Annotated in this window: 23 protein-coding genes; 12 read left to right on the top strand and 11 right to left on the bottom strand. The window is 35.0% G+C overall.

Annotation, left to right across the window (positions count from 1 at the left end; all coding sequences use genetic code 11):
• The first annotated feature begins 2 nt into the window (after window positions 1-2).
• From pfp to G581_RS0101250, 3 genes are read left to right on the top strand one after another with little or no spacing between them, the layout of a single operon-like run.
• Complete coding sequence (pfp, locus tag G581_RS0101260) at window positions 3-1,238, top strand: diphosphate--fructose-6-phosphate 1-phosphotransferase (RefSeq protein ID WP_028844252.1); 1,236 nt, start codon at window positions 3-5, stop codon at window positions 1,236-1,238.
• On the top strand, window positions 1,225-1,683 hold the full coding sequence (locus G581_RS11485; RefSeq protein ID WP_051178657.1) for a toprim domain-containing protein: 459 nt from the start codon (window positions 1,225-1,227) through the stop codon (window positions 1,681-1,683). Before pfp ends, G581_RS11485 begins: the two co-directional genes overlap by 14 nt.
• Complete coding sequence (locus tag G581_RS0101250) at window positions 1,671-2,009, top strand: YraN family protein (protein WP_028844251.1); 339 nt, start codon at window positions 1,671-1,673, stop codon at window positions 2,007-2,009. Before G581_RS11485 ends, G581_RS0101250 begins: the two co-directional genes overlap by 13 nt.
• 1 nt (window position 2,010) lies before the next feature.
• Here the strand turns inward: G581_RS0101250 and G581_RS0101245 are convergent, their stop codons facing one another.
• The 3 genes from G581_RS0101245 to G581_RS0101235 are packed head-to-tail and all read right to left on the bottom strand — an operon-like array spanning window position 2,011 to window position 5,152.
• On the bottom strand, window positions 2,011-3,120 hold the full coding sequence (locus tag G581_RS0101245; RefSeq protein ID WP_028844250.1) for an LptF/LptG family permease: 1,110 nt from the start codon (window positions 3,118-3,120) through the stop codon (window positions 2,011-2,013).
• A gap of 8 nt (window positions 3,121-3,128) precedes the next feature.
• On the bottom strand, window positions 3,129-4,184 hold the full coding sequence (locus G581_RS0101240) for an LptF/LptG family permease (RefSeq protein WP_028844249.1): 1,056 nt from the start codon (window positions 4,182-4,184) through the stop codon (window positions 3,129-3,131).
• Window positions 4,184-5,152 carry a KpsF/GutQ family sugar-phosphate isomerase gene (locus G581_RS0101235; protein ID WP_028844248.1) on the bottom strand — a complete coding sequence of 323 codons (969 nt, stop codon included), beginning with the start codon at window positions 5,150-5,152 and terminating at the stop codon, window positions 4,184-4,186. The genes G581_RS0101240 and G581_RS0101235 overlap by 1 nt, the downstream gene beginning before the upstream one ends.
• Before the next feature lie 134 nt (window positions 5,153-5,286).
• Between G581_RS0101235 and G581_RS10195 the strand changes: the two genes are divergently transcribed.
• Both G581_RS10195 and xerD read left to right on the top strand, forming a co-directional pair.
• Window positions 5,287-6,093 carry a ribonuclease H-like domain-containing protein gene (locus G581_RS10195; RefSeq protein ID WP_051178653.1) on the top strand — a complete coding sequence of 269 codons (807 nt, stop codon included), beginning with the start codon at window positions 5,287-5,289 and terminating at the stop codon, window positions 6,091-6,093.
• Window positions 6,059-6,943 carry a site-specific tyrosine recombinase XerD gene (xerD, locus tag G581_RS0101225; protein WP_028844247.1) on the top strand — a complete coding sequence of 295 codons (885 nt, stop codon included), beginning with the start codon at window positions 6,059-6,061 and terminating at the stop codon, window positions 6,941-6,943. Before G581_RS10195 ends, xerD begins: the two co-directional genes overlap by 35 nt.
• Before the next feature lie 82 nt (window positions 6,944-7,025).
• Here xerD and vorB read toward each other — a convergent pair whose 3' ends face one another.
• The 4 genes from vorB to G581_RS10190 are packed head-to-tail and all read right to left on the bottom strand — an operon-like array spanning window position 7,026 to window position 12,183.
• Window positions 7,026-8,096 carry a 3-methyl-2-oxobutanoate dehydrogenase subunit VorB gene (vorB, locus tag G581_RS0101220; RefSeq protein ID WP_038064603.1) on the bottom strand — a complete coding sequence of 357 codons (1,071 nt, stop codon included), beginning with the start codon at window positions 8,094-8,096 and terminating at the stop codon, window positions 7,026-7,028.
• A 38-nt stretch (window positions 8,097-8,134) separates the two neighbouring features.
• Window positions 8,135-8,884, bottom strand: a complete 750-nt coding sequence (gene rlmB / locus G581_RS0101215) for a 23S rRNA (guanosine(2251)-2'-O)-methyltransferase RlmB (RefSeq protein WP_028844521.1) — start codon at window positions 8,882-8,884, stop codon at window positions 8,135-8,137.
• On the bottom strand, window positions 8,863-10,308 hold the full coding sequence (gene cysS, locus G581_RS0101210) for a cysteine--tRNA ligase (protein ID WP_028844245.1): 1,446 nt from the start codon (window positions 10,306-10,308) through the stop codon (window positions 8,863-8,865). The genes rlmB and cysS overlap by 22 nt, the downstream gene beginning before the upstream one ends.
• A 21-nt stretch (window positions 10,309-10,329) precedes the next feature.
• The gene (locus tag G581_RS10190) at window positions 10,330-12,183 is read right to left on the bottom strand and encodes an ASKHA domain-containing protein (protein WP_083962533.1); all 1,854 of its coding nucleotides are present in this window, start codon (window positions 12,181-12,183) and stop codon (window positions 10,330-10,332) included.
• Between the two features lie 16 nt (window positions 12,184-12,199).
• On the opposite strand from G581_RS10190, the gene G581_RS0101200 reads away from it, so the two are divergent.
• Entirely contained in the window at window positions 12,200-13,006 is an 807-nt protein-coding gene (locus G581_RS0101200) for a glycosyltransferase family 9 protein (protein ID WP_028844244.1), read from the top strand.
• Here G581_RS0101200 and G581_RS0101195 read toward each other — a convergent pair.
• Both G581_RS0101195 and G581_RS0101190 read right to left on the bottom strand, forming a co-directional pair.
• Entirely contained in the window at window positions 13,001-14,176 is a 1,176-nt protein-coding gene (locus G581_RS0101195; protein ID WP_028844243.1) for a sensor domain-containing diguanylate cyclase, read from the bottom strand. The two genes, G581_RS0101200 and G581_RS0101195, sit on opposite strands and share 6 nt — an antisense overlap.
• Window positions 14,177-14,238: 62 nt before the next feature.
• Complete coding sequence (locus G581_RS0101190; RefSeq protein WP_028844242.1) at window positions 14,239-14,934, bottom strand: SapC family protein; 696 nt, start codon at window positions 14,932-14,934, stop codon at window positions 14,239-14,241.
• Window positions 14,935-15,104: 170 nt separating this feature from the next.
• Between G581_RS0101190 and G581_RS0101185 the strand changes: the two genes are divergently transcribed.
• From G581_RS0101185 to G581_RS10185, 6 genes are all read left to right on the top strand, one after another.
• On the top strand, window positions 15,105-17,486 hold the full coding sequence (locus tag G581_RS0101185) for a heavy metal translocating P-type ATPase (RefSeq protein ID WP_028844241.1): 2,382 nt from the start codon (window positions 15,105-15,107) through the stop codon (window positions 17,484-17,486).
• Window positions 17,487-17,722: 236 nt separating this feature from the next.
• Window positions 17,723-18,577, top strand: a complete 855-nt coding sequence (locus G581_RS0101180) for a hypothetical protein (protein WP_169368346.1) — start codon at window positions 17,723-17,725, stop codon at window positions 18,575-18,577.
• A 13-nt stretch (window positions 18,578-18,590) separates the two neighbouring features.
• Window positions 18,591-19,883: an ammonium transporter gene (locus G581_RS0101175; protein WP_083962529.1), complete on the top strand. Its 1,293-nt coding sequence runs from the start codon at window positions 18,591-18,593 to the stop codon at window positions 19,881-19,883.
• 20 nt (window positions 19,884-19,903) lie between these two features.
• Window positions 19,904-20,242, top strand: coding sequence for a P-II family nitrogen regulator (locus tag G581_RS0101170; RefSeq protein ID WP_028844238.1), 339 nt, complete (start codon window positions 19,904-19,906; stop codon window positions 20,240-20,242).
• A 117-nt stretch (window positions 20,243-20,359) separates the two neighbouring features.
• Window positions 20,360-21,880 (top strand): sigma-54 interaction domain-containing protein, encoded by a 1,521-nt coding sequence (locus G581_RS0101165; RefSeq protein ID WP_028844237.1) that lies wholly within the window; start codon window positions 20,360-20,362, stop codon window positions 21,878-21,880.
• Between the two features lie 11 nt (window positions 21,881-21,891).
• Window positions 21,892-22,581, top strand: coding sequence for a type 1 glutamine amidotransferase (locus G581_RS10185; RefSeq protein ID WP_051178648.1), 690 nt, complete (start codon window positions 21,892-21,894; stop codon window positions 22,579-22,581).
• A gap of 110 nt (window positions 22,582-22,691) precedes the next feature.
• Here G581_RS10185 and G581_RS0101155 read toward each other — a convergent pair whose 3' ends face one another.
• Together G581_RS0101155 and G581_RS0101150 are read right to left on the bottom strand one after the other, a co-directional pair.
• Window positions 22,692-24,500: an aldehyde ferredoxin oxidoreductase family protein gene (locus G581_RS0101155; RefSeq protein WP_028844236.1), complete on the bottom strand. Its 1,809-nt coding sequence runs from the start codon at window positions 24,498-24,500 to the stop codon at window positions 22,692-22,694.
• Window positions 24,497-25,219, bottom strand: coding sequence for a 4Fe-4S dicluster domain-containing protein (locus G581_RS0101150; RefSeq protein ID WP_028844235.1), 723 nt, complete (start codon window positions 25,217-25,219; stop codon window positions 24,497-24,499). The genes G581_RS0101155 and G581_RS0101150 overlap by 4 nt, the downstream gene beginning before the upstream one ends.
• Window positions 25,220-25,358: the final 139 nt, after the last annotated feature.

The following is a 25,358-nucleotide window of genomic DNA, read 5'->3' as shown; positions in this document are numbered from 1 at the left end:
ACATGGAAACAGTAGGAATAATCGTAGGAGGAGGACCTGCTCCTGGAATAAACGGAACAATAAGCGCTGCAACAATTGAGGCAATCAATCAGGGTAAAAGAGTTATTGGAATAAAGGGCGGATTCAAGCCCCTTTTTGATGGGGATCTTAAATGTGCAGAGCCTCTTACAGTTGATGATGTATCAAGAATACATACAAAAGGTGGTTCAATTTTAAGAACTTCGCGCGAGCATGCTGAAAGGGTAAAAGAAAGATTTTCCGTCCTGATGCAAACGCTTAAAAATCTTGACATTAAATATCTTATTACTATTGGGGGAGATGGAACTCTTTTTATGGCAAACTGGATAGAAAGAGAGGCAAGAGGAGATATGAATGTTGTTCATGTTCCAAAAACCATTGATAATGATATCCCCCTTCCTGGAGGTGCATCAACCTTTGGATACGAGACAGCAAGACACTGGGGTGTTGAAATAGCAAAAAACATAATGGAAGATGCAAGAGTTGCTGGAAGATGGTATTTTCTTACTATTATGGGACGTTATACAGGACATTTAGCTCTTGGGGTTGGGAAAGCTGCTGGTGTTACACTTACAATTATACCTGAGGAGTTTCCGGAAGAAAAAATCTCATTCAAAAAAGTTGCTGATATTCTCACAGGAGCCATTATAAAAAGGTTGAGCATGGGAAGAGATCATGGAGTTGCCATTTTAGCAGAGGGACTGGCAGAAAAGTTTGATCCTGATGAACTCATTGAATACGAACAGCTTAAAAAGGACGAAACAGGTAGAGTAAGACTAAGTGAGATTCAACTTGGAAGAATAGTAAAAAATTTTGTTAAAAAATCCCTTGAAGAAATGGGAATTAACCCTACAATTGTTGATAAAAATATTGGCTATGAACTCAGATCTGCAGACCCAATTCCCTATGATATTGAATACACAAGAAATCTTGGATACGGAGCAGTTCGTTATCTTTTAAGAGGTGGAACAGGTGCGATGATTACATTTGAAGAGGGTCATTTACGTCCTATTCCATTTGTTGAATTGTTAGATTATAAAACCGGAAAGGTAAAAATAAGAAAAGTTGATATCACTTCAGAAAACTACGAAGTTGGAAGAAAATATATGATAAGGCTTGAGAAAGAAGATTTTGATGAAGGACGTTCAAGAGCTCTAGCAGAAGTGGTAAAAATGAGTGAAGAACAATTCAGAGAACGATTTTTCTATGTCACTACATGATAAAAAACGAAATAGCATAAAAGAATTCGTTCCTTTAGATTCTGAAAGAGCAGAGAAAATAAAAGAAGTCCTCCACTATTTATATGAGATTAATAAATTTGCTCCAATAATTGTAGAGGGCAAAAGAGATAAAAATGCATTGAAGCAAATAGGTTTTGATGGAGAAATAATAACACTTCACAGTGGAAAATCAATATATGATTTTTCAGAAAGCATCGCCAGCAGATTTGAGAAAGTTATTTTGCTGATTGACTGGGATGAAAAGGGAGAAGAACTTTACATGAAAGTTGGGAATAATCTTCAGGGAATGTGGGAGGATTTTGCTCCAATACGAGAACTCTTAAAAATTTTATGTCAGAAAGAAATCTCAGAAATAGAAGAAATTCCTGTACTATTTTACAGAATAGCGGGTGAATCGCTTGATATTAGAGAATGGGAAGAATAGAGTCAGGCAAAGAAGGAGAAAAATTAGCAGTTGATTATCTTGTCAGCAACGGATATGAAATTCTAGAGAAAAATTTTCGTACTCCTTTTGGCGAGATTGACATAATTGCAAGGGATAAAGATTTTATCGTGATCATAGAAGTAAAGAGAAGAATGTCTGACAGATTTGGTGAACCTCAGTTGGCCGTGAATTTTAAAAAGCAGGAAAAGCTTAAGAAACTGGCTTTATACTATATCCATAAGTTAAAAAAAGAATATCCAATACGATTCGATGTTATTGCTATTAAAAATAATAGCATTGAACACATCGAAAACGCTTTTTTCTAAATCACTCTCTGATTGAATAATAAAGTTTCATAGCAACTACTCCAAAAATTAATGGAGTAATCCATGGAGCAACAAAAGGCGGTAAAATTTTTGAATAACCTAGAAACATGAAAAATGAATATACAAGCCAGTATATTATTGTTATCATAATTCCTATACCAACAGTAATCATACCACCAGTTCCCGCACCACCCTTTGTTTTTGAAAAAAGAAAACTGAATTTTTCATGAGCACCAAGAGGTAACGATATTCCGAGCACCATCATAAAAAATGTGACAAAGTTATATGCGAGTCTTCCGCTTATATCAGTATCAATTTTGGGATTGCTGAGCCCCACCCTTTTTAATTCCTTCCTCTGTTTAAGTAGTTCAGATATACCAAATTCTTCAATTTTTTTGATATCTTTAAATGCAGCAATTGAGATTTTTAAGTTAAGTGGATAGTTCATTAACTGAGCATTCTCAACCTTTCCTGAAACAAAATCATAAATAACAACATTTTTCAGTGTCCATTCGTTATCTTTGACTTCTATTTCCTGACAATCTAATCTTTTAATCAAATTATTATTTTTTATAAGAAATATTTTTGCATCTTTTCCTCTGTTATCCTCCTGTGAAAATGTGCCTATCTTTATAAAAGTGCCATCTCTGGTTGTAAGAAAAAGATCCTTCTGAATGGAACTCTTGCCTTCTGCTGTTAATTCTTCAATAATGATAGTTATCTTTTTTGTAAAAGCTGGCTGTATAAACTCTCCAAATATAAATCCAGAAATAGCAATTAAAATACCTAACACTAAAAAAGGCTTTAAAATTATCCGTAATCTCCCTCCAGAAGCAGAAAGAACCAGGAACTCTCTGGTTCTAACACCTATTGAAAATATAAATAGAGAGGTTATAAGTGTAACAAAAGGAATAAGATAAAAAATATATCTTGGGATAGTGTATAACGAATAGTTAATAAAAAAAACAGCATGAGGTTTATAAGGTATAAAATCATCAATTTTTTCTATAAGTCCTACAATTGAAAGAAGAATAGACATTGAACAAATCAGGATGGAAAAAGTTTTTAAAAAATCGTTGATATATTGTTTGCATACAATATTTATGCTCATAATTCATCCTATATTTTAATTTTTCTGTAAAGAGTAAAAGCCGCCACAGCCATAATAATAACAGGCACAAGAGAACCTACCTCAGCTGAAACTTTTCCAGACTTTGCAAGATTTGCTCCATATATCATGAAAATATAGTAAATGGCAAAAATAGCCAGTCCAATTGTTACCCCCCCAAGTCTGCCACTTCTGCCAATCAAGATACATAACGAAGGGGATAAAAAAACACTTATTATACAAAGCATTGGAAAAGACAGTCTTTTATAAAGCTCCAGTTTGTAATCAATCTGTTTTAGTTTGTCAGTATTAATTTTTGTAATGAGCTCAAATAAAGACAGTTCACCGATTTTTTTTGCAAGAGGTTCTATATCTGGAGAAAGTCGAAATATATATTCTTTAAAGCTTACCTCATTTAAAAACAATTTTTTGTTAAAATAGGCTTTCCCATCAAGCAAACTCAGATTTATATTATCTTTTTCCTTCTTAATCACCCCTTCTTTTGCAATTACTATTTTTGTATCATTTTTTCTTTCATCAAAAATTACTACATCTTTTAAATGTACGCTATCAGGTTTTTGTTTAACAAAAATTGTTATATCTTTAAAGCCCTGATTAAAAACTCCTTCCTCTAATCCCATAGGTGCTCTCTCTGCAAGAATAGTTAGAACTTTTTCTCTCATAAGACTTACCCCTGCAGGTGCAAGATAAGAACTCATCAGAATTGCTAAAAAAAATGCAATATATCCAATATAAATAGCTGGTCTAAATGCTTTTTTATATGGCATACCACTTACCATAAAGATTGTCATCTCGTTGTCTGTCTGAATTCTTCCATATGTAAGCAAGATACTTAAAAGCAATGCCATGGGAATTGTAAATATAAGTAAACCAGGCTGTAAAAAAATTATAAGCAATATAAGATCGAACAAATCAATTCCAACAGAAGCGAATATTTTACTTAATTTTAATAATTTCTCAATTATTAAAACTGCATTTAAAAAAATAACTGAAAGAATAATATTTTGAAGTAACTCAAAAGTTAAGGCTTTATGAATTAATGTCATTAAAAGATGCCTTTTTTAAGAATATCATGTATATGAATTAAGCCCTTCAGTGTTCCATTGCTTGCAGGAACAACAAGAGTTGTTATTGAATATTTTTGCATTATTGAAAGAGCTGCTGCTGCAAGTTCTTCCTCACTGATTGTCTTTGGATTTACAGTCATCACATCTGAAGCCTTTAATTCAAAAAGTTCCTTACCCCAGCGCTGAACTCCTCTTCTTACATCACCATCAGTAATAATTCCAAGAATTCTTTTATTTTCATCAACAATCACAACAACTCCAAGTCTTTTTGATGAAATCTCTAAAATTGCATCCAGCATCAGTGTTTGCGGATAAACAACAGGCAATTCATCTCCAACATGCATTAAATCTTTAACCTTTGTAAGCATTTTTTTACCCAGAGAACCTCCGGGATGAAAAAATGCAAAATCTTCTTTTTTAAATCCATTACGCATTATTAAAGCAGCTGCAAGAGCATCACCCATTGCAAGTGTGGCGGTTGTTGAAGCTGTTGGAATAAATCCAAAAGGACACGCTTCTTCTTTAACTGAGACATCAAGAAAAGTATCCGCCTGTCTGGCAAGAGTGGATTGAGGATTTCCTGTAATTGCTATAACTTTCATATTAAAATACTTCATAAATGGAAGAAGCCTGAGTACTTCCTCTGTTTCTCCGCTGTTACTTATAGCAATCACAACATCATCCTCGGTAACCATTCCAAGATCTCCATGACTTGCCTCAGCAGGATGCATGAAAAACGAAGGAGTACCTGTTGATGCCAGTGTTGCAGCAATTTTCCTTCCAATAAGCCCTGATTTACCAATCCCTGTGATAACAACCCTTCCCTTTGCATTGTGGATTATTTCCACTGCTTTAAGAAAATTTTCATTAATTCTTGTCTTAAGATCTTCTATTGATTGAGCTTCAATGGAAAGAACTTTCTGAGCTATATCTACCAAACTATCCATAAATTTTATTTTAAGGTAGACAAAAAGATAAATTCAAATAAATACTTTGCTTTTATGAAAAATTTAAATCTTAAATTTAATAAATTCTTGAAACACTGCTTGTCTAAAATTCAGAAAGCCTAATATAATACAGTATGATAAAAAATAGCTTTATATTTCTTGATGGAATTGGAGAAAAACGTGAAAGAAAGCTATGGAAAGAGGGAATTCTTACATGGGAAGATTTTTTCCAGTATCAAAAAATATTAGATATAGATTATGAAAGAAAAAAGTTATATGATGAATTCCTCTATAAGGCACTTGAAGCTTTGCAAAACAGAGATTGTTGCTTCTTTACAAAAAATTTACGAAAAAGGGAACACTGGAGGCTTTTTGAAGATCTTTTAAATAATGCAGTATGTCTTGATATAGAGACAAATGGATATACTGTAGAAAAAGGTGGGTATGTAACGGTTGTTGGCTTATATTCACCAACTGGATATCAGGCTTTAGTTAAAGGAGAAAATTTAACTGGAGAAAGCCTGCAGCAGGCTCTGGATGAATATAAGTATTTAATCACCTTTTATGGAAGTATTTTTGATATTCCTTTCCTTAAAACAGAGTTCCCTAATTTAAAGATTGATCACCTTCCTCATTTTGATCTATTTTTTGCTGCTAAAAGGCTTGGAATTCAGGGCGGACTTAAAAAACTTGAAACCTTATTTCTAATTGAAAGAGAGGATGAACTTAAAGGACTTAATGGATATGATGCAATAAAACTATGGCAGTCTTATTTAAAGGGAAGCATTGATAGTCTTGAACTTTTAATTTCTTACAATAGAGCAGATACGGAAAATTTATTTTATATCGGTAAAATCTTCTATGATATGTTACGTTCTCAGATAGGCATTGAAGAGTTTATAGGCAATGGAAGAAATAGAACTCCACAAAAAATTTCTTAACTACCTTCTTACTGAAAAAGCTCTTTCCATTAACACAGTAAAATCATATGAAAATGATTTAAAAGGATTTTTTACATATCTTAAACAACAGGACATTTCTGCTCTGAATTGCGCAAAAGAAACCATTATAAACTATCTTTTAGGTTTAAAAGAAAAAGGTTACAATTCTTCATCGATTGCAAGAAATCTTTCTACTTTAAAGCAATTTTTCAGGTTCATGATTCTTGAAAATATTATACATCACGATCCAACAGAAGGTTTAAAATCGCCAAAACTCTGGATTAGACTTCCGAAAGCATTGGATGTAGATGAAATAAAAAAATTACTATCTGTTATGCTTTCCAGCAGATATTTTCTGCGAGACATTGCAATGCTTGAACTTATGTATGCTTCAGGATTAAGGGTTAGTGAACTTGTAAAACTCAGACTCCAGGATATTAATTTCGAAGCTGGATTTATAAGAGTCAGAGGGAAGGGGGATAAAGAAAGAGTAGTACCAATAGCTCCACGAACAATTGAAACAATCAAAGAATATTTAATGGAACTCAGACCTTCTCTTCTTAAAAAAAAGGCTTCAGCTTATGTTTTTTTGAACAATAGAGGACAACCCATGACACGACAGAGATTCTGGCAGAACCTGAAAAAAATGGGCAAAATGACAGGAATAAATGTCACTCCACATATGATAAGGCATTCATTTGCAACCCATTTACTGGAAGGAGGAGCTGATTTAAGATCTCTTCAGAAAATGCTTGGACATAGTGATATATCCACAACTCAGATTTATACAAAAGTATCAATGGACAGACTTAAAAAAGAATATCTCAAACATCATCCACGAGCAAAGTAGATTGATTCTAATTTTTTAACCAAACAAAACAAGACTATAAAGCAGTGTTTCTCCCTGAGTTAATGCTAATATTCATCTTATGCTATATAACTTGTGCTTTTGCAAATTTTGTAATCTTAATGATGGCATCATAAACATCTTCTGCTGTTACAATACTTCCCCCTGGCCTGCCATATAGTTTAACCTCAGCCACACCATTTACTGCAAGACGAACATCCTCTATCATCTGCCCTGCATTAAACTCAACAACAATGAATGTCTCAATGTCTTGAGCAAGCTGCCTTATTGCTTCTTCAGGAAACGGAAACAGAGTAATAGGTCTTATAAGTCCTATTTTTAATCCCTCCTGCCTGAGTTTTCTTATTGCAGAAAGAGATATTCTGGCAGCTGAGCCAAAAGCAACAACTGCTATATCTGAATCATCAATAAAATAAGTTTTGTATTGAATCTCCTGTTCGTTCCATTTTTTATATTTTTCCTGAAGTTTGTAATTATGTTTTTCAAGTTCTCCTTCTTCCATCAAAAGAGTTCTTATAAATCTTGAAGGCCTTCCCTTTGCTCCTGTAAGTGCCCACTGAGATTTATCAATTTTTCTTAGCTCAGGTACTTTTTGTATAACAGGTTCCATCATCTGAGCAATTACACCATCTCCAAGAATCATAACAGGAGTTCTCCATTCATCTGCTTTTTCAAATGCAAAGATTGTATAGTCCCATAACTCCTGAACACTAAAAGGTGCATAGACAAGCATACGATAATCACCATGGCCACCACCTTTTACTGCCTGAAAGTAGTCTGCTTGACTACCTGAAATGTTTCCAAGCCCTGGGCCTCCACGCATCATGTTAATTATTACGGCTGGAAGTTCTGCTGCTGCAAGATAAGAGATAGCCTCCTGTTTAAGACTGATACCCGGTGAACTCGATGATGTCATAGCTCTAAATCCACATGCTGATGCACCGTAAACCATATTTATCGCAGCAATCTCACTTTCTGCCTGAATAAATACCCCCCCTACCTCTGGCAGTCTTTTTGAAAAATATTCAGGTATCTCGTTCTGAGGGGTGATAGGGTATCCTGCATAAAACTTCAAACCTGCTTTTATTGCAGCTTCTGCTGCAGCCTCAGTTCCTTTCATTAAAACCTTATTCATAATCTCTCCTTTCTGTGAACCAAAACTTATTTATACTGTCAGATGCGATAGTGTCTCTGCTTTAAAACTTCAAAGGCAAGAACGCCCGCCGCAACTGATACATTTAATGAGTTTAACATACCCTTCATTGGAATTTTTACAACTTCATCGCACATGGATAAAACTGTTTGTCTGATTCCCTTCCCTTCAGAGCCAACAACAAACGCTAATGGTTGAGTAAAATTACATTCCCATAATATCCTTTCTCCAGAAGCCTCTAAAGCATATACACTAATACCGACATTCTTCAACTCCTTGATGGCATATTTAATATTGTTTATCTCAACAAGATTAACATGCCATACAGCTCCTGCTGATGCTTTCCAAACAGATGGAACAATGCCTGCTGAGCGTCTCTCTTGATATATTACAGCGTGAACACCCGCAGCATCAGCAACCCTGAGAATCGCTCCAAAGTTCTGAGGATCTTCAATCAAATCAAGTATCAAAAAAAATGCTGGCTCTTTGCTTTCTTCTGAAATCCTGATAGCATCGTAAACCGTAATTGTTTTTTTCTGTTTGATTTTTGCCAGCACTCCCTGATGATTCCCTTCCACTCGTTTATTTATAAAATCTTCATCTACAACTTTGACTGAAACCGAGTGTTTCTCTGCAAGTTTAATAAGCTCTTTGATTTTCGGCAGTCTATTTTTTGCTATATATAGTTCCTGAAGTGCTTCCTTAAACTTAAAGGCTTCAATAACAGGATTTACTCCATAGATATACATCAACCTATCTTTACCTTCCATAGAGTTTTATCTGTTTTGTCCTCAAGAATAATGCCTTTTGACAGAAGCTCTGCACGAATTTTATCAGCTTTTTGCCAGTCTTTATTTTTTCTTGCCTGAGCTCTTTCTTCAATAAGCTCGTTGAGTTCAGCTTCTGTCATTTCAATTTTTTTAAGCATGAGTAACTTTCTATACCAGTCAACAGGGTCTTTTTGGAAAAGATTTAAAACTTTTCCAAGCTCTCTTATTATTTTTTTAGCATCTTGCAGTAGGACTGTCTCTTCCTGCGAAGGTTTTTTATCCATTATACGATTTAACTCTTTCACAAACTCAAATATTACTCCCAATGCTCTGGCTGTATTGAAATCATCATCCATAGCTTTTATAAACTCTGATTTAGTGTTTTCAATAATTGGATGAGTTTTTGATGCTGATGAATCAGGATATTTGATGAAATCTTCAATTCTCATAATACTGCTGTATATTCTGTCAACAGATACTTCTGCTTCCTTTATGTATTCATCGCTAAACTCAATGGGACTGCGATAATGACTTGAAAGAAGAAACAGTCTTAATGCCTCTGGCTCATATTTATCAAGCAAATCCCGAATATTAAGAACATTTCCTATGGATTTAGACATCTTTTCTTTGTTTATTGTCACAAATCCATTGTGAATCCAGTATCTTGCAAATGGTTTGCCTGTGTATGCCTCAGATTGAGCAAGCTCATTTTCATGATGAGGAAAGATCAAATCCGCTCCACCACCGTGAATATCAAGGGTTTCTCCGAGATATTTGATTGACATTGCAGAACACTCAATATGCCACCCAGGCCTCCCCTTTCCCCATGGGGATTCCCACCATGGTTCTCCTGGCTTTGATGCCTTCCATAAAGCAAAATCAAGTGGGGTTTTCTTTCTTTCATCAACCTCAACTCTTGCTCCATGCATTAACTCATCAATCTTTTTCTTTGAAAGTTTCCCATAATCCGAAAATTTAGAAACCTCAAAATAGACACTCTTTGAATGTCCTTCATCAACCTCATAAGCATAACCTTTATTAATCAAACTTTGAATGATCTCTATCATTTCCTGTATGTGCTCAGTCGCTTTTGGTTCTATATCTGCTCTGGTTATTCCAAGCTGATCCATATCCCTGTAATATTCTTCTGTGTATTTATGAGCAATCTCCTTCCATGAGACTCCTTCTCTGTTCGCTCTATTTATAATTTTGTCATCAATATCTGTAAAATTTCGCACAAATGTAACATTATAATCCCTGTATCGCAGATATCTTACAATAACATCAAAAACCACAGCACTCCTTGCATGACCGATGTGGCAGAGATCATAAACAGTAACTCCACAGGCATAAATTCCAACTTTTTTATCATTTATCGGCTTAAAATCTTCAAGCTTTCCTGCAAGTGTATTGAATACTCTCATCGATGCCTCCAGATGTTCTAATTATTTTATCATATCGGGAAATCTCTTAAAGTCAGTGTGAGGAATAAACAGTGCTGAAACATACTCATCCATAAATCGTTTTGAACTTGACAGATCAATATAAGTCATATATTCTGCAAGTTCCTCTACCTTTTGTCTTAATGGATTGCTTAAAAGACATAAAATTGCACCTGCCAGAGATGTATTTCCAAGAAATATAAATCTTTCCTCTGGCAAAGCTGGTAACATCCCTATTTTAATAGCCTTTCTTATATCAAGAAACTCTCCAAATCCGCCAGCAATGTAAATCTTTGCAATATCTTTTTCTGTAATGCCAACTTCTCCAACTAAAGTGGAAACACCAGCATAAAGAGCGGCTTTTGCCCGAATTATATTATCTATATCTGACTGTGTAATATAACAATCTTCAGAGATTAAAAACCTCGGTTCATCAAAAAGCTTAATCCATTTTGAACTTCCTAAAATCAGCTTCCCTCTTCTGTCAATAATGCCTTTTGAAAAAAGCTCTGCCACGATATCAATCATTCCAGAGCCACATATTCCAGATGGTTTTACATTGCCGATTATTTTCACTTCAAAAGAGTCAGTTTCTTTATGATAGTTAAATGCTTCAACTGCTCCTTCAGTTGCTCTGATTCCACAGCTTATTCCACTTCCTTCAAAACATGGACCAGCAGAGGTTGATGCCGTGACAAGCCATTCTCTATTTCCTATAACTATCTCTCCATTGGTCCCTATATCAATGAAAAGCGAGACTTTTTCATCTTTATAGATTCCTGATGCCAGAACTCCGGCCACAACATCTCCTCCAACATATCCGGCAACACAAGGCAATGTATAAACAGGAACCTGACTTTCCAGTAAAAGTTCTGCATCAGAAGATTTCCATACAGGATAGTGATTCAATGCAGGTGTGTATGGTTCATGTCTTATATATTCAGGGTTAATGCCCCAGAAAATATGTGACATTGTTGTATTGCCAGCAACTGTAACAAAAAGAATTTTACCATTTCCATGTCTGATAGATACTGTATTGATAAGAGCATTTATATCATCAACAATACATTTTCTTAAAATAGCAAGCCCTTGAGGATTTTCCTCTGTATAAATAATTCTCGTAATGACATCATCTCCGTAAGAAACCTGCGAGTTATAGCAGCTCGTTATATCAATTACCCGCTTATTTTCAATATCAATCAGAGCAAGAGCAACTGTTGTGGTTCCAATGTCAACTGAAACTCCATACAGTTTTGTAGAAGGTTCTATCAAATCAATAATTTCATTCTGTTCTGCTGAAAATTTATCTTCAGAAAATGCTTTTGAATTTTCGGAGATAACAATAGATATCTGCCAGTTTTTCTCTCTGAAAAAATCAGAAATTTTTGAAGCCAGTTGTCTTGAGATTGATAATCTCCTGCCCAATGCATGCTGTAATCTTTCAAAATCTGCCTGTGAGTCTTCGATGGTTGGGGGAGAAAGATTTAAGTTAACCTTTTTAAACAGAGGATCAAGAAGCGATGGAGCCTCTTTAAACAACTGTTCAATAAGTTCAATGCGGGCTATAGAGATTCTCTCTGAAACTGTAATTAATTTCTGCGGAAGTTCTATTAAAACATCGCTTTCAGGATAGCTTTTACAAGCAAGAACATAACCTCGTTTTCTTTCTTCTTCTGATATTCCCAAAAAAGAACGAGATTTTACCTTTCCATCAATAATTCTGATTTTACATCTTCCACATATTCCTTTACCTCCACAGGATGCGGGAAGATATATTTCAGAAGACTGCAGAACCTGAAGAATGTTTTTACCATCAGAATTAAAAACTTCACCTCTATTTGTCATGATCTTGAACATGATTTAAAATTATATCATGAAAGCTCTTGTTTATCGCATGGGAGGACTTGGAGACAGTCTGCTTGTTTATCCAGTCCTTGAGATACTAACCAGAAAAGGTTATGAGGTAACTGTATGGGGTAATCCTGAGTATTTTCAGCTGGCTGAGAAGTCTGGCTTCTGCAAAAAATCGATTTTTTATGAACCAGCAGACCAGTTTGACAGAATAATAGTATTTTCAAAAAACAGAGAGCTTTTACATAATCATAAAACAATTTATGTTGAGCCTCTACCAGATAAAAGAATCTGGATAGTTAAATACTATCTTAAAAAGCTTAACTTTGAAAGAGAATCATTTTCAGAAAAACTCAAACTTCCTTTTTCAATAGAAAAATCAGACAAACTCTGCATTATTCATCCATCAAGTGGTTCACAGAAGAAAAATCCCGAACCAAATTTCTTTTTGCAGTTGGAGAAATTTATTGAAAATTGCGGTTATAAGGTTCTCTATATTTCAGGACCCGCTGAAAAATATTTTAATAAAGCACTATTTAAAAACTCTATTTATCTAGAAGATATTACGGAGCTTACAAAAACTCTTCTTCAGGCATCCCTGTACATAGGAGTTGATAGCGGAGTCAGTCACCTGAGCAGTTATCTTGGAATTTCATCGATTGTTATTTTTGGTCCAACAGACCCTGTGGTCTGGCATCCGATTGGTAAAAATGTTACCGTAATCAGAGATGAAAATTGCCAACCATGTTTTCCGAATATATGCACAGATAGACAATGTTTACGCAGAGAAAAACTAATTGAAAAGATTAAAGATTTATTTCGATCATGATAAACACTTAATTTTCCCCTTGCCATCTTTTTTAGCTTCATAAGTTAATGTATCTGCAAGTTTGATGAGTTCTTCAATTGTTTTATTGCCATCAATTTCTACAATTCCTATGCTTACAGAAGCATAAATTGGTTTATTTGTAAAAACAAATTTTGTTCCCTTAATTAATTTTAATATTCTCTCCGTTATTGCAATTGCTTCTTTCAAAGAACATCTCAAAACTGCCACAAACTCATCTCCACCCCATCTGGCTACTATATCCTCATCTCTTATATTTTTTTGTAACACATTCCCTATTCCTTTTATAACCTGATCTCCTGCAAGATGCCCCAATTCATCATTAATTTTTTTTAAGTCATCCATATCAATAAATAAAAGCGTTGATTTTTGTCCTCTTTTAGCGGAAGACCATATCTTGTTTAATACATCCTCCAGATATCTTCGATTATACAAGCCCGTAAGCGGATCTCTTGTTGCAGCTTCGAATAGTTTAATTTCCTGAGCTTTAAAAAGTGTAATATCACGTCCTATAAAAAGAAAATCATTGTCTCCTACAGGAATAATCCACGAACCAATCCACGTCTGATATGGAAGTTTTATTTCTCTGTAAAAGGTTCGTTCTTCATCACTTAAACTTAAAAGATTCTTAACAAAGTCCTGCAAATTTTTTGTTGATGTTTTAAGCTCCTGTATTTCTAAATACTCTCTTGCTTTTGGGTTTGCATATACTATCTGAGCTTTTTTATTGAAAATTATGATTAAATCTTCTATATTTTCTGCAATTATTTTATAAAGCTTTTCCTTTTCTTCAATTACTTTTTGTTGTTTCTTTAATATTTCTACAAAACTATTTATTTGTTGCACAAGGAAACTAAACTCCTTCTGTTTTTCTAATCTCAGACTGTCAATTTGTCCTTCTTTAAGTTTTACAACGCCTTCAATAATGTTGTGAATAAACTTAATAAATGGATTGAATACAAAAAAATACAGTAAAATAAATACCAGAACATTCCATAAAATATACACTATAAATATTTCTTCTTTTAAGGCTTGATGTATTTCAGACGAATAACCTTTCAATATAAAGACATTAACTGTAAAATAAAAACCAGGAAGAGTTATTAACAGTATGCTGATTAAAATTAATATAGTTTTCTGTCTTAGCGACATGAAAATCAACTAAATTATTTAGCATCCACTACGCTTAAGTCAATGTTAAAAAAATATTTATTTCAAACAGTTACAAAAATATCAAAAAGCTTGAAATTCCTTAAACTCAAATAATGAGCATAAAGAATTAACAAATAGCCCTTAGAGTTAAGAGCATATAATTTTTCTGGTTGAATTCTTGTAAATTGTTCTACATTTACCATTAGCATATTGCGAAATTTCATCTTTCCAAGCTTCGTATCAACATCAATATTCAATGGCATGAAATATCCTTCCTGAAAAAGTTCATTTGCGCAGTCTTCAGCATCTCTAAAATCCCTTGCGAGTTCTGTAAGTCCTGCTTTTATCTTTGAGAAAAACTCAGTATCTGCTCCTTCTTCATCGAAAAGTCTCTGCCCATCATCTGAAGCAAAAATTTCATCAAAAATAATTGTATATTCATCTGCTTCTTTTAAAACTCCGAAGGGATAGTATTTGCAGACATTTGGTATTACATCAACCTTCCATGTGCCATCTTCTCTTAAAAATATATTCTCATTATTAATTCCAACCACAGCAAAAGGAAAAACTATCTTATCCTGAACACCAAACATAACAGGATAATACATTGTCGCGGATAAAATCTCAGAGTATGTAAGAGGAACAATTTCAACATCCTTCATAAAAGAGTAATTATCTGGCATTTTAACCTTTAAATATCTATGAATTGTGCTATCAAGAGCTATTGCTTTTTTAAATGCCTTCATCAATGATTTCATTGCTGCCCCCTTATTGTTTTGTAGTTTTCCCATTATATCACACAGCACTTCTTTGTGATAAAATACAACAAATGAATGAGCAAATTACAAAGATAGCTTTCAATATGAAAAGCCTATTGTATTCCATACTGTTTAATTATTATTCAAAAATTATTTAACACGATAAACTCATGACAAGAACAATTGAAATACCAATCAAGGGAATGACTTGTGCTGCATGTGCAGCTGCTGTGCAGAGAGCTTTAAGTAAAGTAAAAGGTGTTGAAAATGCCCAAGTAAATCTCCTTACTGAAAAAGCAACAATTACCATTACAGAAGATGTGAAAGTTAGACAATTAATCAGCATAGTCAGGGCAACAGGCTATGACATTGGTAAAACAAGCCTTTATTTACAGGTTCATGAGATTGACCAGGATAGCGCAAGACTTATTGAAGAAAAAATTTCTCAGATTGAAGGAGTAATTGAGGTTAAACCTGATATTGTCAATAAAAATCTTTTTATTTCTTATATCCCAACAGTTATTGCTGAAAACAAAATTTTATCTGATATTAAAACTCTTGGCATAAAAGTAAAAAAATATGTTGATGCAATATCAGACTATGAAGAAAAAAAGAAAGAGTTTGCAAAACTTAAAAGGGATTTAATAATAAGTCTCCTGTTTGCAATCCCTGTTTTCTCAGGCAGTATGTTTCATATCCCTTTTTTAAGAGATGGCTGGGTGCAACTCATATTCACAACTCCAGTCCAATTCATAACAGGATGGCGATTTCACAGACTTGCATTTATAGCTTTAAAGCATGGTAGCACAAACATGAACAGTCTTGTAAGTATTGGCACAAATGCAGCTTATTTTTATAGTCTTATAATTCTCATAACCTCACCTGCCATGCCACATCTTTACTTTGAAACATCTGCGGTAATAATAACACTGATACTATTTGGAAGAACCCTTGAAGAGAGGGCAAAGGCTAAAACTTCAGAGGCAATACAGAGACTAATTCAAATGCAACCCAAAACAGCAATTGTAATACGAGAGAGCAAAGAGCTTGAGATTGCAATAGATGATGTAAAAATCGGAGATATTGTTATTGTAAGACAGTCAGAAAAAATCCCTGTTGATGGAACAATTAATGAAGGCTCTGCATCGATAGATGAATCAATGATAACAGGAGAAAGCATCCCTGTTGACAAGGGAGTCGAAGACAAGGTAATCGGTGGAACGATTGTTCTTTCTGGTTTGATAAAAATAAAGGCCGAAGCTATCGGTAAAGAATCCATGCTCAGCCAGATAATAAAACTTATACAGGATGCACAGACTCACAAACCACCTGTACAAAGACTTGCAGATAAAATATCAGCGGTATTTGTTCCAACTGTTCTGGCTATTGCTGTGCTGTGTTTTGCCCTGTGGTTTTTTTTCGGAAACGACCTTTCAATGGCTCTTTCAAATTGCATTGCAGTGCTCATTATTGCCTGTCCCTGTGCATTAGGACTTGCAACCCCAACAGCAGTCATGGTCGCAACAGGAAGAGCTGCTTCAAATGGAATTCTTCTTAGAAATGTTGAAAAACTTGAAGAAGTGAATAAAATTGAGATTATCTTTTCCGATAAAACAGGTACACTAACAATTGGAAAACCTGAGGTAAAGGAAGTTCAATTCTTTGATATGAAGCCTGAAAAAGTATTACACATCTGTGGTACAGCAGAGAAATACTCAGAACATCCTCTTGCAAGAGCTATTTTGAGACACTGCATGAGACAGGGAATTATTATAAATGAACCTCTGAATTTTGAGGTTATTACAGGTGGCGGCTTATCAGCAAAAGTCAAAGATTTTGATAGCATTGAAAGAGAGGTTTTAATAGGAAGCGAAAAGTTGATAGAAAAGCATAGAATAACTCTACCACAACTATTTCTTGACAAAGAACTTGAAACAGCCACCAGAGTTTATGCTGCAATCGATAAAAAAGTAGAAGCTATTTTCTACATTATTGACCCTTTAAGAGATGAAACACCAGAAATCATAAATGAAATAAAAAAAATGGGCATAGAGATGATTATTCTAACAGGAGATAATGAAAAAACTGCTAGAGCAGTTGCATTACAGCTTGGAATTGAAAGATATTTTGCCAGTGTATTACCACATGAAAAAGCCAGAATAGTCAGAAGATTCAGGATTGAAGAGCAAAAAGTAGTTGGAATGATAGGAGATGGAATAAATGATGCACCTGCTTTAGCTGAAGCAAATGTTGGCATTGCAATGGGAGGAGGTACTGACATAGCAATTCACACAGCAGATATAACACTCATAAGAGGCGGGCTTAAAGGCATTCCTGTTTTAATAAAACTGAGCAAGCTTACTCTTAAAACCATTAAAGAAAACCTGTTCTGGGCATTCATATATAACATAATAGGAATTCCTATTGCAGCAGGTGTCCTTTATGTTTTTGGTGGCCCTCTATTAAATCCAATGATTGCATCACTGGCAATGTCTCTTAGCTCGGTCTCTGTTGTTAGTAATTCATTGAGATTGAAAACAAGAAAATTATAATATAATGGGCTTATTCTTCACAAGCAAGCAATCTTTATCAGACGATTATTAAATTAGTCAATCATTTTTCTTAACGTCTTAAAAATCCACCATCAATATCAAACATTTCGATATTCATCTGCTTCAATTTTTAAAACACAATTGTATAGTTATACAAAATTGTAGATTTAAACAATATAAAAATCCCTTAATTTTCAAAAAGTTACATAGTGGTATGGTTTTTGGTATTAATCTCTATGAAAAGAACTAAAGGAGGTGGCATGATAAAACGTTTCAGGTATCTGATGACTATGATTGTATTTTTGTTTGCTATTGCTGTTGGAGTTATACATGCAGATGATATCGGACAGAATTCAGACAAAGTTACCGGCAGTGTTTCTGCTGGAGTGTATAACAGGTATATTTTTAGAGGTTATGAGCTGAGTTCAAAAAGCATAGTAATTCAACCTTCTATTACAGTCTCCTACAAAGGTTTTTCAGCAATATACTGGGGAAACATTGACAGTGACGAACATCCAACACAGTCATTTATTCCAGACAGAGAGGGTAAAAAAAGTTTTAATGAATCTGATTTAACGATTAGTTACACTTATTCAATTGATAAACTTTCTCTTACAGTTGGTTATATATACTACGGAACAAAATATGCAGATGAGACAGAGGAAGTTTTTTTAAGTAGCAGTTACGATATCCTCACAAAACCAACTCTAACAATTTACAGGGATATATCAAGCTATCCTAGTACTTATATCAATCTCAGTTTCTCTCATTCACTGCCTGTTTACAGAGATATTATTCTTGATCTCGCAGCTTCCTTTGGATATTTTAAAGGTGATAACGCGTACTGGAAAACTTATAAAGATAGCACAGGAGACTACACAGGTAAAAAATATAATGCTCTGCATGATGGAAAGCTTCAGGCAGGGCTAAGTATTCCAATTGCTAAAACTGTTTTAGTTCAACCAGTTGTTCAATACTGGTTTCCCCTGTCAGGCAAGGCTAAAAGAACTGTTGATGGTCACTCTTATAATCCAAACGGACATCTTGATAATACCTGGGTAACAGGAGTTGGAATAACTTTTAACTTTTAAAGGAGGAAAGACAATGATTAAAAAAGCAGTTTTCAGTCTAACATTATTAAGCTTGCTTTTTTCTGGTAGTTTAAATGCATTTGCTGAACAGTCTCAATCTCAGATTGATAAAGGAGATACTGCTTGGATGATTGTTTCAACAGCTTTGGTTATGTTGATGACTGTTCCAGGACTTGCTCTGTTTTATGGAGGTCTTGTAAAGAAAAAGGATGTTCTCAATACCATTGCCATGAGCTTTGTCTCTTATTGCATAGTGAGTTTTCTATGGATAGTTTATGGTTATAGCCTCAGCTTTTCAGGTGATATTGGAGGTATTATAGGATATCTTGATAAAGCTTTTCTTAAAGGTGTAAAAATTGAATCTCTTCAGGGAACAATCCCAGAAGTCTTATTTTCAATGTTTCAGCTTACTTTTGCCGCCATAACTGTTGCACTGGTAAGTGGTGCATATATAGAAAGAATAAGGTTTTCAGCATGGATATTATTTTCAATTCTATGGATGAGCTTCGTTTATGTTCCGGTTGCCCATTGGGTATGGGGCGGAGGTTTCCTTGCAAAAATGGGAGCACTTGATTTTGCCGGTGGAACAGTAGTTCACGTGAATGCAGGAATTGCAGCACTGGTAGGTGTTCTAATGCTCGGAAAAAGAAAAAATACCATGCTAATTCCCAATAATCTTACTCTTGTAAGTATTGGTACAGCACTTCTGTGGTTTGGATGGTTTGGATTCAATGCTGGTTCAGCTGCATCTTCAAATGCTGTTGCAGCTCAGGCATTCATAAATACAAACACCGCTGCTGCTGTTGCAGCCTTAGCCTGGATGCTTACAGAATGGATAATCACTAAAAAACCTACTGTGCTTGGTATAGCATCAGGAATTATAGCAGGACTGGTTGCCATTACTCCTGCAGCAGGATTTGTAAATATAACAGGCTCTGTTATTATAGGTGCTATAGCTGGTGTTATATGCTACTTTTCTGTTACAGCTATGAAACCAAAACTTGGATATGATGATGCTCTCGATGTATTCGGCATTCACGGATTAGCAGGAATCATGGGAGCAATCCTTACAGGAGTTTTTGCTGACCCTTCAGTAAATGAAGCAGGTAAAGGATTACTATATGGTAATGCCAAACAGATTCTAATTCAGTTAGCAGCTGTTGGAGTAACAATGCTTTACACTGCCATAATGACTTGTGTGATCTTTCTTATTATCAGACTCTTTATGAAAATCAGGGTGCATGAAGAGGATGAAATTATAGGACTTGATTCCTCAGCACATGGCGAGAAAGCTTATAATTTATAAACCAGTTTAAGGAGGATAGAATGAAAAAGATTGAAGCAATAATCAAACCTTTTAAATTCGAAGAAGTAAAAGAAGCCCTTGTTCATGCTGGCATTCAGGGAATGACAGTGACAGATGTAAAGGGGTTCGGAAGACAGAAAGGGCATGTTGAAATATACAGAGGTTCTGAAGTTAAAGTGTTATTTGTTCCAAAAATAAAAATTGAAGTTGTAGTACCTGACAGTCTGCTCGACAAAGCAGTAGAGGTTATTCTGAATAAAGCCTATACAGGTTCTGTTGGTGATGGAAAAATCTTTATCATTCCAGTTGAAGATGCGATAAGAATAAGAACAAAGGAAAAAAGCGAACAGGCTATATAAGTCAATTACTGTAAGGAGCTCATATGTGAGCTCCTTACAAACTTTCAATATTTATGTTGACCCGAAAAGACACATCAATGATATAATATTTAAACGGCAATCATTTGCCATATAAAAATGCATAAAAGAAATAACAGAGAACTTATAGCCCTTTTTGAAACAAGCAGAGTTTTAACCGCTTCATTTGAACTTGAAAAAAATCTCTATTCAGTTATGGAAATTCTTTCAAAAAAGCTTGATATGCGACGAGGATGTGTCTTCCTTCTGGATAAAAAAACAGGTGAAATAAAAATTGTAGTAGCCTACGGTCTTACCAGAGAAGAGATTCAGAGGGGTAAATACAGAATTGGTGAGGGTATAGTAGGAAAAGTTATTGACAGTGGACTTCCAATGGTTATTCCTGATATTGAAAAGGAACCCAAGTTCCTTAATAAAACAGGCAGCCGACCAAACAAAAAAGGTATTTCATTCTTATGTGTTCCGATAAAAATTGAAGATGAAATTCTTGGAGTTATATCTGCTGATAGAATTTATACTTCTCAGGAAGGCGATGTTGATGATGATTTAAGAGTTCTTTCAATAGTTGCATCTCTCATAGCCCAATTTCTGAAACTATGGAAAAATTATAAAAATATGGAAGATGAAAATATTTTTTTGAGACATCAGCTGCAGGATAGATATAATTTCCCAAATCTTGTTGGACAATCATCTTCCTTTCAGGCAGTTCTTAAAACAGTTATAAAGATTGCAAGCACAGATGCAACAGTACTGCTTTTTGGAGAATCAGGTACTGGTAAAGAGTTAATTGCAAAAACAATTCATTTTCAAAGCAAAAGGTCAAAAGGACCATTCGTTGCTATAAATTGTGCAGCTATTCCAGAAACTCTGTTAGAAGCAGAATTGTTTGGTTCTGAAAAAGGAGCATTTACCGGTGCAGTTAAAAGAATAGGAAAGTTTGAACAGGCTGATGGAGGAACTATCTTTCTTGATGAAATTGGTGAGCTACCTGTTGTACTTCAGCCAAAGTTATTGAGAGTATTACAGGAAAGAGCAATAGAGCCTCTTGGCTCGTCAACGTCTGTTGAAATCAATGTAAGAATTATATCTGCAACAAATAAAAATCTTACTGAAGAGATAAAAAGGGGAAACTTCAGGGAAGACCTGTTCTGGAGGCTGAATGTTATCCCGATATATATCCCGCCTTTAAGAGAAAGAAAAGAAGATATTCCTTTACTCATAGAATATTATCTGAAAAAGTTCTCTACTATTTATAAAAAATCTGTATCAATCGATCAAGAAGCTTTAAAAATGCTTGTTTCATATAATTGGCCGGGAAATGTCAGAGAAGTTGCTAATACTGTAGAGCGGCTTGTTGTAATGTCTGAAAGCAATATTATTAAAGTTAATGATTTACCTGATACTGTCAGATGTGGATACAAAATACATAAAATAACACCAGCTTCAAAAATCAATCTGCCAGCTGAAGTTGAAGCAATTGAAAAAACAAACATTATTGATACACTACCAAAATTTAATTTCAATTTAAGAAAAACAGCTCAGGAACTGGGTTTGACTGAACGACAGTTAAACTATAAAATAAAAAAATACGGTATATCAATAAAAAAAGGGGTTGAATAGGAGATTTCTACATGATAGCAATAGTTAAAAATGTAAAATCAGAAGGTCCAGGAAGTATTGAAAATTTTCTTAAAAAAAACAAATTGCTTTATAAAGTATTCGAAGCTGAAGATGGTATAATTCCATCCACTCTTGAAGACTACACCGGGTTAATCATTATGGGTGGACCGATGGGTGTTTATGAGATGGACATTTATCCACATCTTAAAATAGTTTCAAGGCTTATAAGAGAGGCTATAAACAGAGATTTAAAGGTTCTCGGAATATGCCTTGGATCTCAGTTAATAGCCCACACACTAGGAGCAAAGGTATATCAGGGGCATGTGGAAGAAATTGGATGGCAAGATATTGAGCTTACAGGAGATGGATTACGAGACCCATTAATGATAGCTTTAGCAAAACATCCATCCGTTGGAGATGTATGGAAAAAATTCAGAGTATTTCATTGGCATTGGGATACTTTTGATCTACCATATGGCTGCACACATTTAGCCAAATCTGAACTTTATGAAAATCAGGCTTTTAAATATGGAGAAAAAGTTTATGCCTTGCAGTTTCATATTGAAGTAACAAGGGCTTTACTCATAAATTGGTTTAATTCACATTCTCTCAGATCACAAATTCTCAACGAAGCAGAAAAAATAATCCCTGAATATTCACAGCGCGCAGAGAACTTTTACAGTGCCTTTCTGGAAAACTGACATATTGTAATAAAATACACTATGTCGCTATCTTATAAAAATCTTTTAATTACCCATAACTATTTATTGTTAAATCTCTTTCTATTTTATAAATTTTTTCAACCTGATTGTTAGGTCACTATTTCAGTCAGTCCAAGCTCTTTTAACTTCGATTCACCCGGTTTTGATGTTTCAGTATTCCATCCTCTGCCTGTATAGTATTGTGTAATCATTTCACGGAACTTATCTCTGTCAAGTACAGATCCCTTTTTCGGTCCTATAGTGAATGCATCCTCAAAGAAGCGGTCTGGTAGCCAGTCATCCTCTCTACGAAAACCTTCACGATAATTGAACATTTTTTCAAGATTAAACCCTCTTTCTCCTGTTTTTGCAAAAGTTGCTTTATCATATTCCAGACCGGTGATTGAGCTGAGCAGAGTGAGCATGTGGTCTTCTAATGAAGGATCAAATGCGGCAAAAAGGCAAATGCCAGTTGAATCAATCATTGCTCTCATGTTCTGCATTTCAATGCTGTCACCGTTTAAATGACACCCACCTCTATTTGCAGTAGCATAACACAAAGCTCTCGGCGGATTAGCCTGAATATTATGCGCAGCTAATTCAAGCCCTTTCACATGTATGGCAAACTTTTCACTACCATGACCGATCTTCTGAGAAAGAGCCTTTACACCCTTAGATGCAAGATCTCCTACTCCATCTCGGTAGGCTATCTTGTCTATCATTGCAAGAGTCGCATCAACACTCCCCCATTTGAGGTCTATTCCATCAAGCAATTTTGAATCTATCATCCCTTTCTCATAAGCTTCCATGAGAAATCCTATAACATTTCCTGTTGAAATTGCATCTAAGCCAAGATCATCAACATTGTAAACTGCCTTTAACATACCAGCCATATCTGATATCAAAAGGTTTGAACCAAACATTGTACCAGTTTCATACTCTGGTCCATCGTGAACTATCCCTCCGTATTTACCCTGCGTACGGCCACTTTTTTTGCATGCTAATGGGCAGCAATAACAAGCAATGTTTCTAACCCATACCTCACGTCTTGCAGTATCAGCACTGATCTTATAAACCTCTGGAAATGTTCCTTCCCGGAAATTACGCACAGTCTCTGTTCCAGCATTGCTGCTTTCCAGAATGAAAGAGGCAGTTCCTAGTTCCATCCACGACTTTGTTCTTGGTGAGTTTTTGAGGGCCAATCTGGCTCTTTCAAGAGCTGTAAGGAATCGCTTATGATTAGCAACAAATGGCTGTTTAGTCCCTTTAACTGCTATAGCTTTTAAATTTTTAGAACCCATTATGCATCCAACACCGCCTCGACCCGCTGCACGTGCAGCTGTATGAAGTATGCTGGCATAACGGACAAGATTTTCTCCAGCAGGTCCGATATATACAGTTTTGAATCTTCTGTCTCTGAGTTCTTCCAGAATTGTTCTGTCAAAGGCATCTGTTCGCATACCTCTGAATTTTCTAGCATCACGAATTTCGACCTTATCATCATCAATTACAATGTAACAAAGCTCATTAGCTTTTCCTGTAATAACGATGCCGTCGTAACCTGCAAATTTAAGTTCTGGTCCAAAGAACCCTCCCACATTGGAATAGGTTACAGTGGATGCAGATGAATAAGAAGAATGAATTGGAGATGTTATTGGAGATTTGGTAATAACACATGTTCTTGATGAGGATGGAACCGGAAATCCTGAAAAAGGACCTGTCATAAATATAAGTGGATTTTCATTAGAAAATGGATCAACTCCTGGTTTCTTTAAATGATCCCAGAGTATTTTCATTCCAAGCCCTCGTCCACCAACAAATTTAATAAGATCATCCTGAGCAACAGGTAGTTTTTCAATTTTACCTGTTGTAAGGTCTATATTTAGTATTCTGCCATTATATCCATATGGGGTACTCATTTTAAACCTCCTACATCTTTTATTCCATACCATTTTTGAGCTAATTCAGCTGCTATTTTTTCAGGTGAAAGTCCATAAAATTTTCGTTCAGGTCGCACTTCAACATAAGAGAGTGCATTAACAGGACACCATTTTACACATTGTGGATCACCATTACAAAGATTGCATATACCACCTGGTTTGCCTGTTTGAGGATCGAGCATTATAACCCCTCTTCTTTGTTCAAGGCATACTTTAGCACAATTTCCACAACCTATACATCGGTGTGGATCATTCTGAATTGTCAAAGTTGTCTCATTTCTGTATAGAGCTCTTCTTCCTGTTTTAGGATCAGGTTCTACAGGACATACATTCACACAAGGAGCATCAGGACACATTGCACACACAGTAGGAACATCCACATCAGGATTAAAGCTTACAACACGAATCTTTGAGTAAACAGGATTTCCAAGTCCTGGGAGTGTCTCTCCATTCACTGTTACTGGATTGTTGTATGAGGAGCAGACAGTTTCACATGTTCTACATCCAGTACATTCCTCATAATCTACAAGAATCATTTTAAGGATTTTTTTCTCTGAAGAAGCCCATACTATTGAATGAATTCCAAATCTTTCAAGCAAGATGACACTCGCAGTAATTCCGATGTTTTTTATAAATGCTCTTCTGGTAGGATCGTGTAATTCATTAACATTTAGCTTTTTACCTTTCATCTCATTCATATTTACCTCCAGCTTATTACTAATTTTTTCATTTATATCGCAGAGTATGATTCATAAATCTACGATATAAAGGTATTCTTTATTATATAAAATTATATAAAATAATAGGGCAATCTGATAGCAGCTGTTCATTTTGGTT

Origin of the sequence: Thermodesulfovibrio thiophilus DSM 17215 (genome assembly GCF_000423865.1) — a bacterium.
GTDB classification, from domain to species: domain Bacteria; phylum Nitrospirota; class Thermodesulfovibrionia; order Thermodesulfovibrionales; family Thermodesulfovibrionaceae; genus Thermodesulfovibrio; species Thermodesulfovibrio thiophilus.
The sequence above is the reverse complement of the archived record's forward strand: the minus strand, read 5'-3'. Positions and strand labels throughout refer to the sequence as shown.

Bases quoted from the DNA above. Each gene is read 5' to 3' on its own strand.
- pfp (WP_028844252.1), top strand. From the start codon at position 3: ATGGAAACAGTAGGAATAATCGTAGGAGGAGGACCTGCTCCTGGAATA.
- G581_RS11485 (WP_051178657.1), top strand. From the start codon at position 1,225: ATGTCACTACATGATAAAAAACGAAATAGCATAAAAGAATTCGTTCCT.
- G581_RS0101250 (WP_028844251.1), top strand. From the start codon at position 1,671: ATGGGAAGAATAGAGTCAGGCAAAGAAGGAGAAAAATTAGCAGTTGAT.
- G581_RS0101245 (WP_028844250.1), bottom strand. From the start codon at position 3,120: ATGAGCATAAATATTGTATGCAAACAATATATCAACGATTTTTTAAAA.
- G581_RS0101240 (WP_028844249.1), bottom strand. From the start codon at position 4,184: ATGACATTAATTCATAAAGCCTTAACTTTTGAGTTACTTCAAAATATT.
- G581_RS0101235 (WP_028844248.1), bottom strand. From the start codon at position 5,152: ATGGATAGTTTGGTAGATATAGCTCAGAAAGTTCTTTCCATTGAAGCT.
- G581_RS10195 (WP_051178653.1), top strand. From the start codon at position 5,287: ATGATAAAAAATAGCTTTATATTTCTTGATGGAATTGGAGAAAAACGT.
- xerD (WP_028844247.1), top strand. From the start codon at position 6,059: ATGGAAGAAATAGAACTCCACAAAAAATTTCTTAACTACCTTCTTACT.
- vorB (WP_038064603.1), bottom strand. From the start codon at position 8,096: ATGAATAAGGTTTTAATGAAAGGAACTGAGGCTGCAGCAGAAGCTGCA.
- rlmB (WP_028844521.1), bottom strand. From the start codon at position 8,884: ATGGAAGGTAAAGATAGGTTGATGTATATCTATGGAGTAAATCCTGTT.
- cysS (WP_028844245.1), bottom strand. From the start codon at position 10,308: ATGAGAGTATTCAATACACTTGCAGGAAAGCTTGAAGATTTTAAGCCG.
- G581_RS10190 (WP_083962533.1), bottom strand. From the start codon at position 12,183: ATGTTCAAGATCATGACAAATAGAGGTGAAGTTTTTAATTCTGATGGT.
- G581_RS0101200 (WP_028844244.1), top strand. From the start codon at position 12,200: ATGAAAGCTCTTGTTTATCGCATGGGAGGACTTGGAGACAGTCTGCTT.
- G581_RS0101195 (WP_028844243.1), bottom strand. From the start codon at position 14,176: ATGTCGCTAAGACAGAAAACTATATTAATTTTAATCAGCATACTGTTA.
- G581_RS0101190 (WP_028844242.1), bottom strand. From the start codon at position 14,934: ATGAAATCATTGATGAAGGCATTTAAAAAAGCAATAGCTCTTGATAGC.
- G581_RS0101185 (WP_028844241.1), top strand. From the start codon at position 15,105: ATGACAAGAACAATTGAAATACCAATCAAGGGAATGACTTGTGCTGCA.
- G581_RS0101180 (WP_169368346.1), top strand. From the start codon at position 17,723: ATGAAAAGAACTAAAGGAGGTGGCATGATAAAACGTTTCAGGTATCTG.
- G581_RS0101175 (WP_083962529.1), top strand. From the start codon at position 18,591: ATGATTAAAAAAGCAGTTTTCAGTCTAACATTATTAAGCTTGCTTTTT.
- G581_RS0101170 (WP_028844238.1), top strand. From the start codon at position 19,904: ATGAAAAAGATTGAAGCAATAATCAAACCTTTTAAATTCGAAGAAGTA.
- G581_RS0101165 (WP_028844237.1), top strand. From the start codon at position 20,360: ATGCATAAAAGAAATAACAGAGAACTTATAGCCCTTTTTGAAACAAGC.
- G581_RS10185 (WP_051178648.1), top strand. From the start codon at position 21,892: ATGATAGCAATAGTTAAAAATGTAAAATCAGAAGGTCCAGGAAGTATT.
- G581_RS0101155 (WP_028844236.1), bottom strand. From the start codon at position 24,500: ATGAGTACCCCATATGGATATAATGGCAGAATACTAAATATAGACCTT.
- G581_RS0101150 (WP_028844235.1), bottom strand. From the start codon at position 25,219: ATGAATGAGATGAAAGGTAAAAAGCTAAATGTTAATGAATTACACGAT.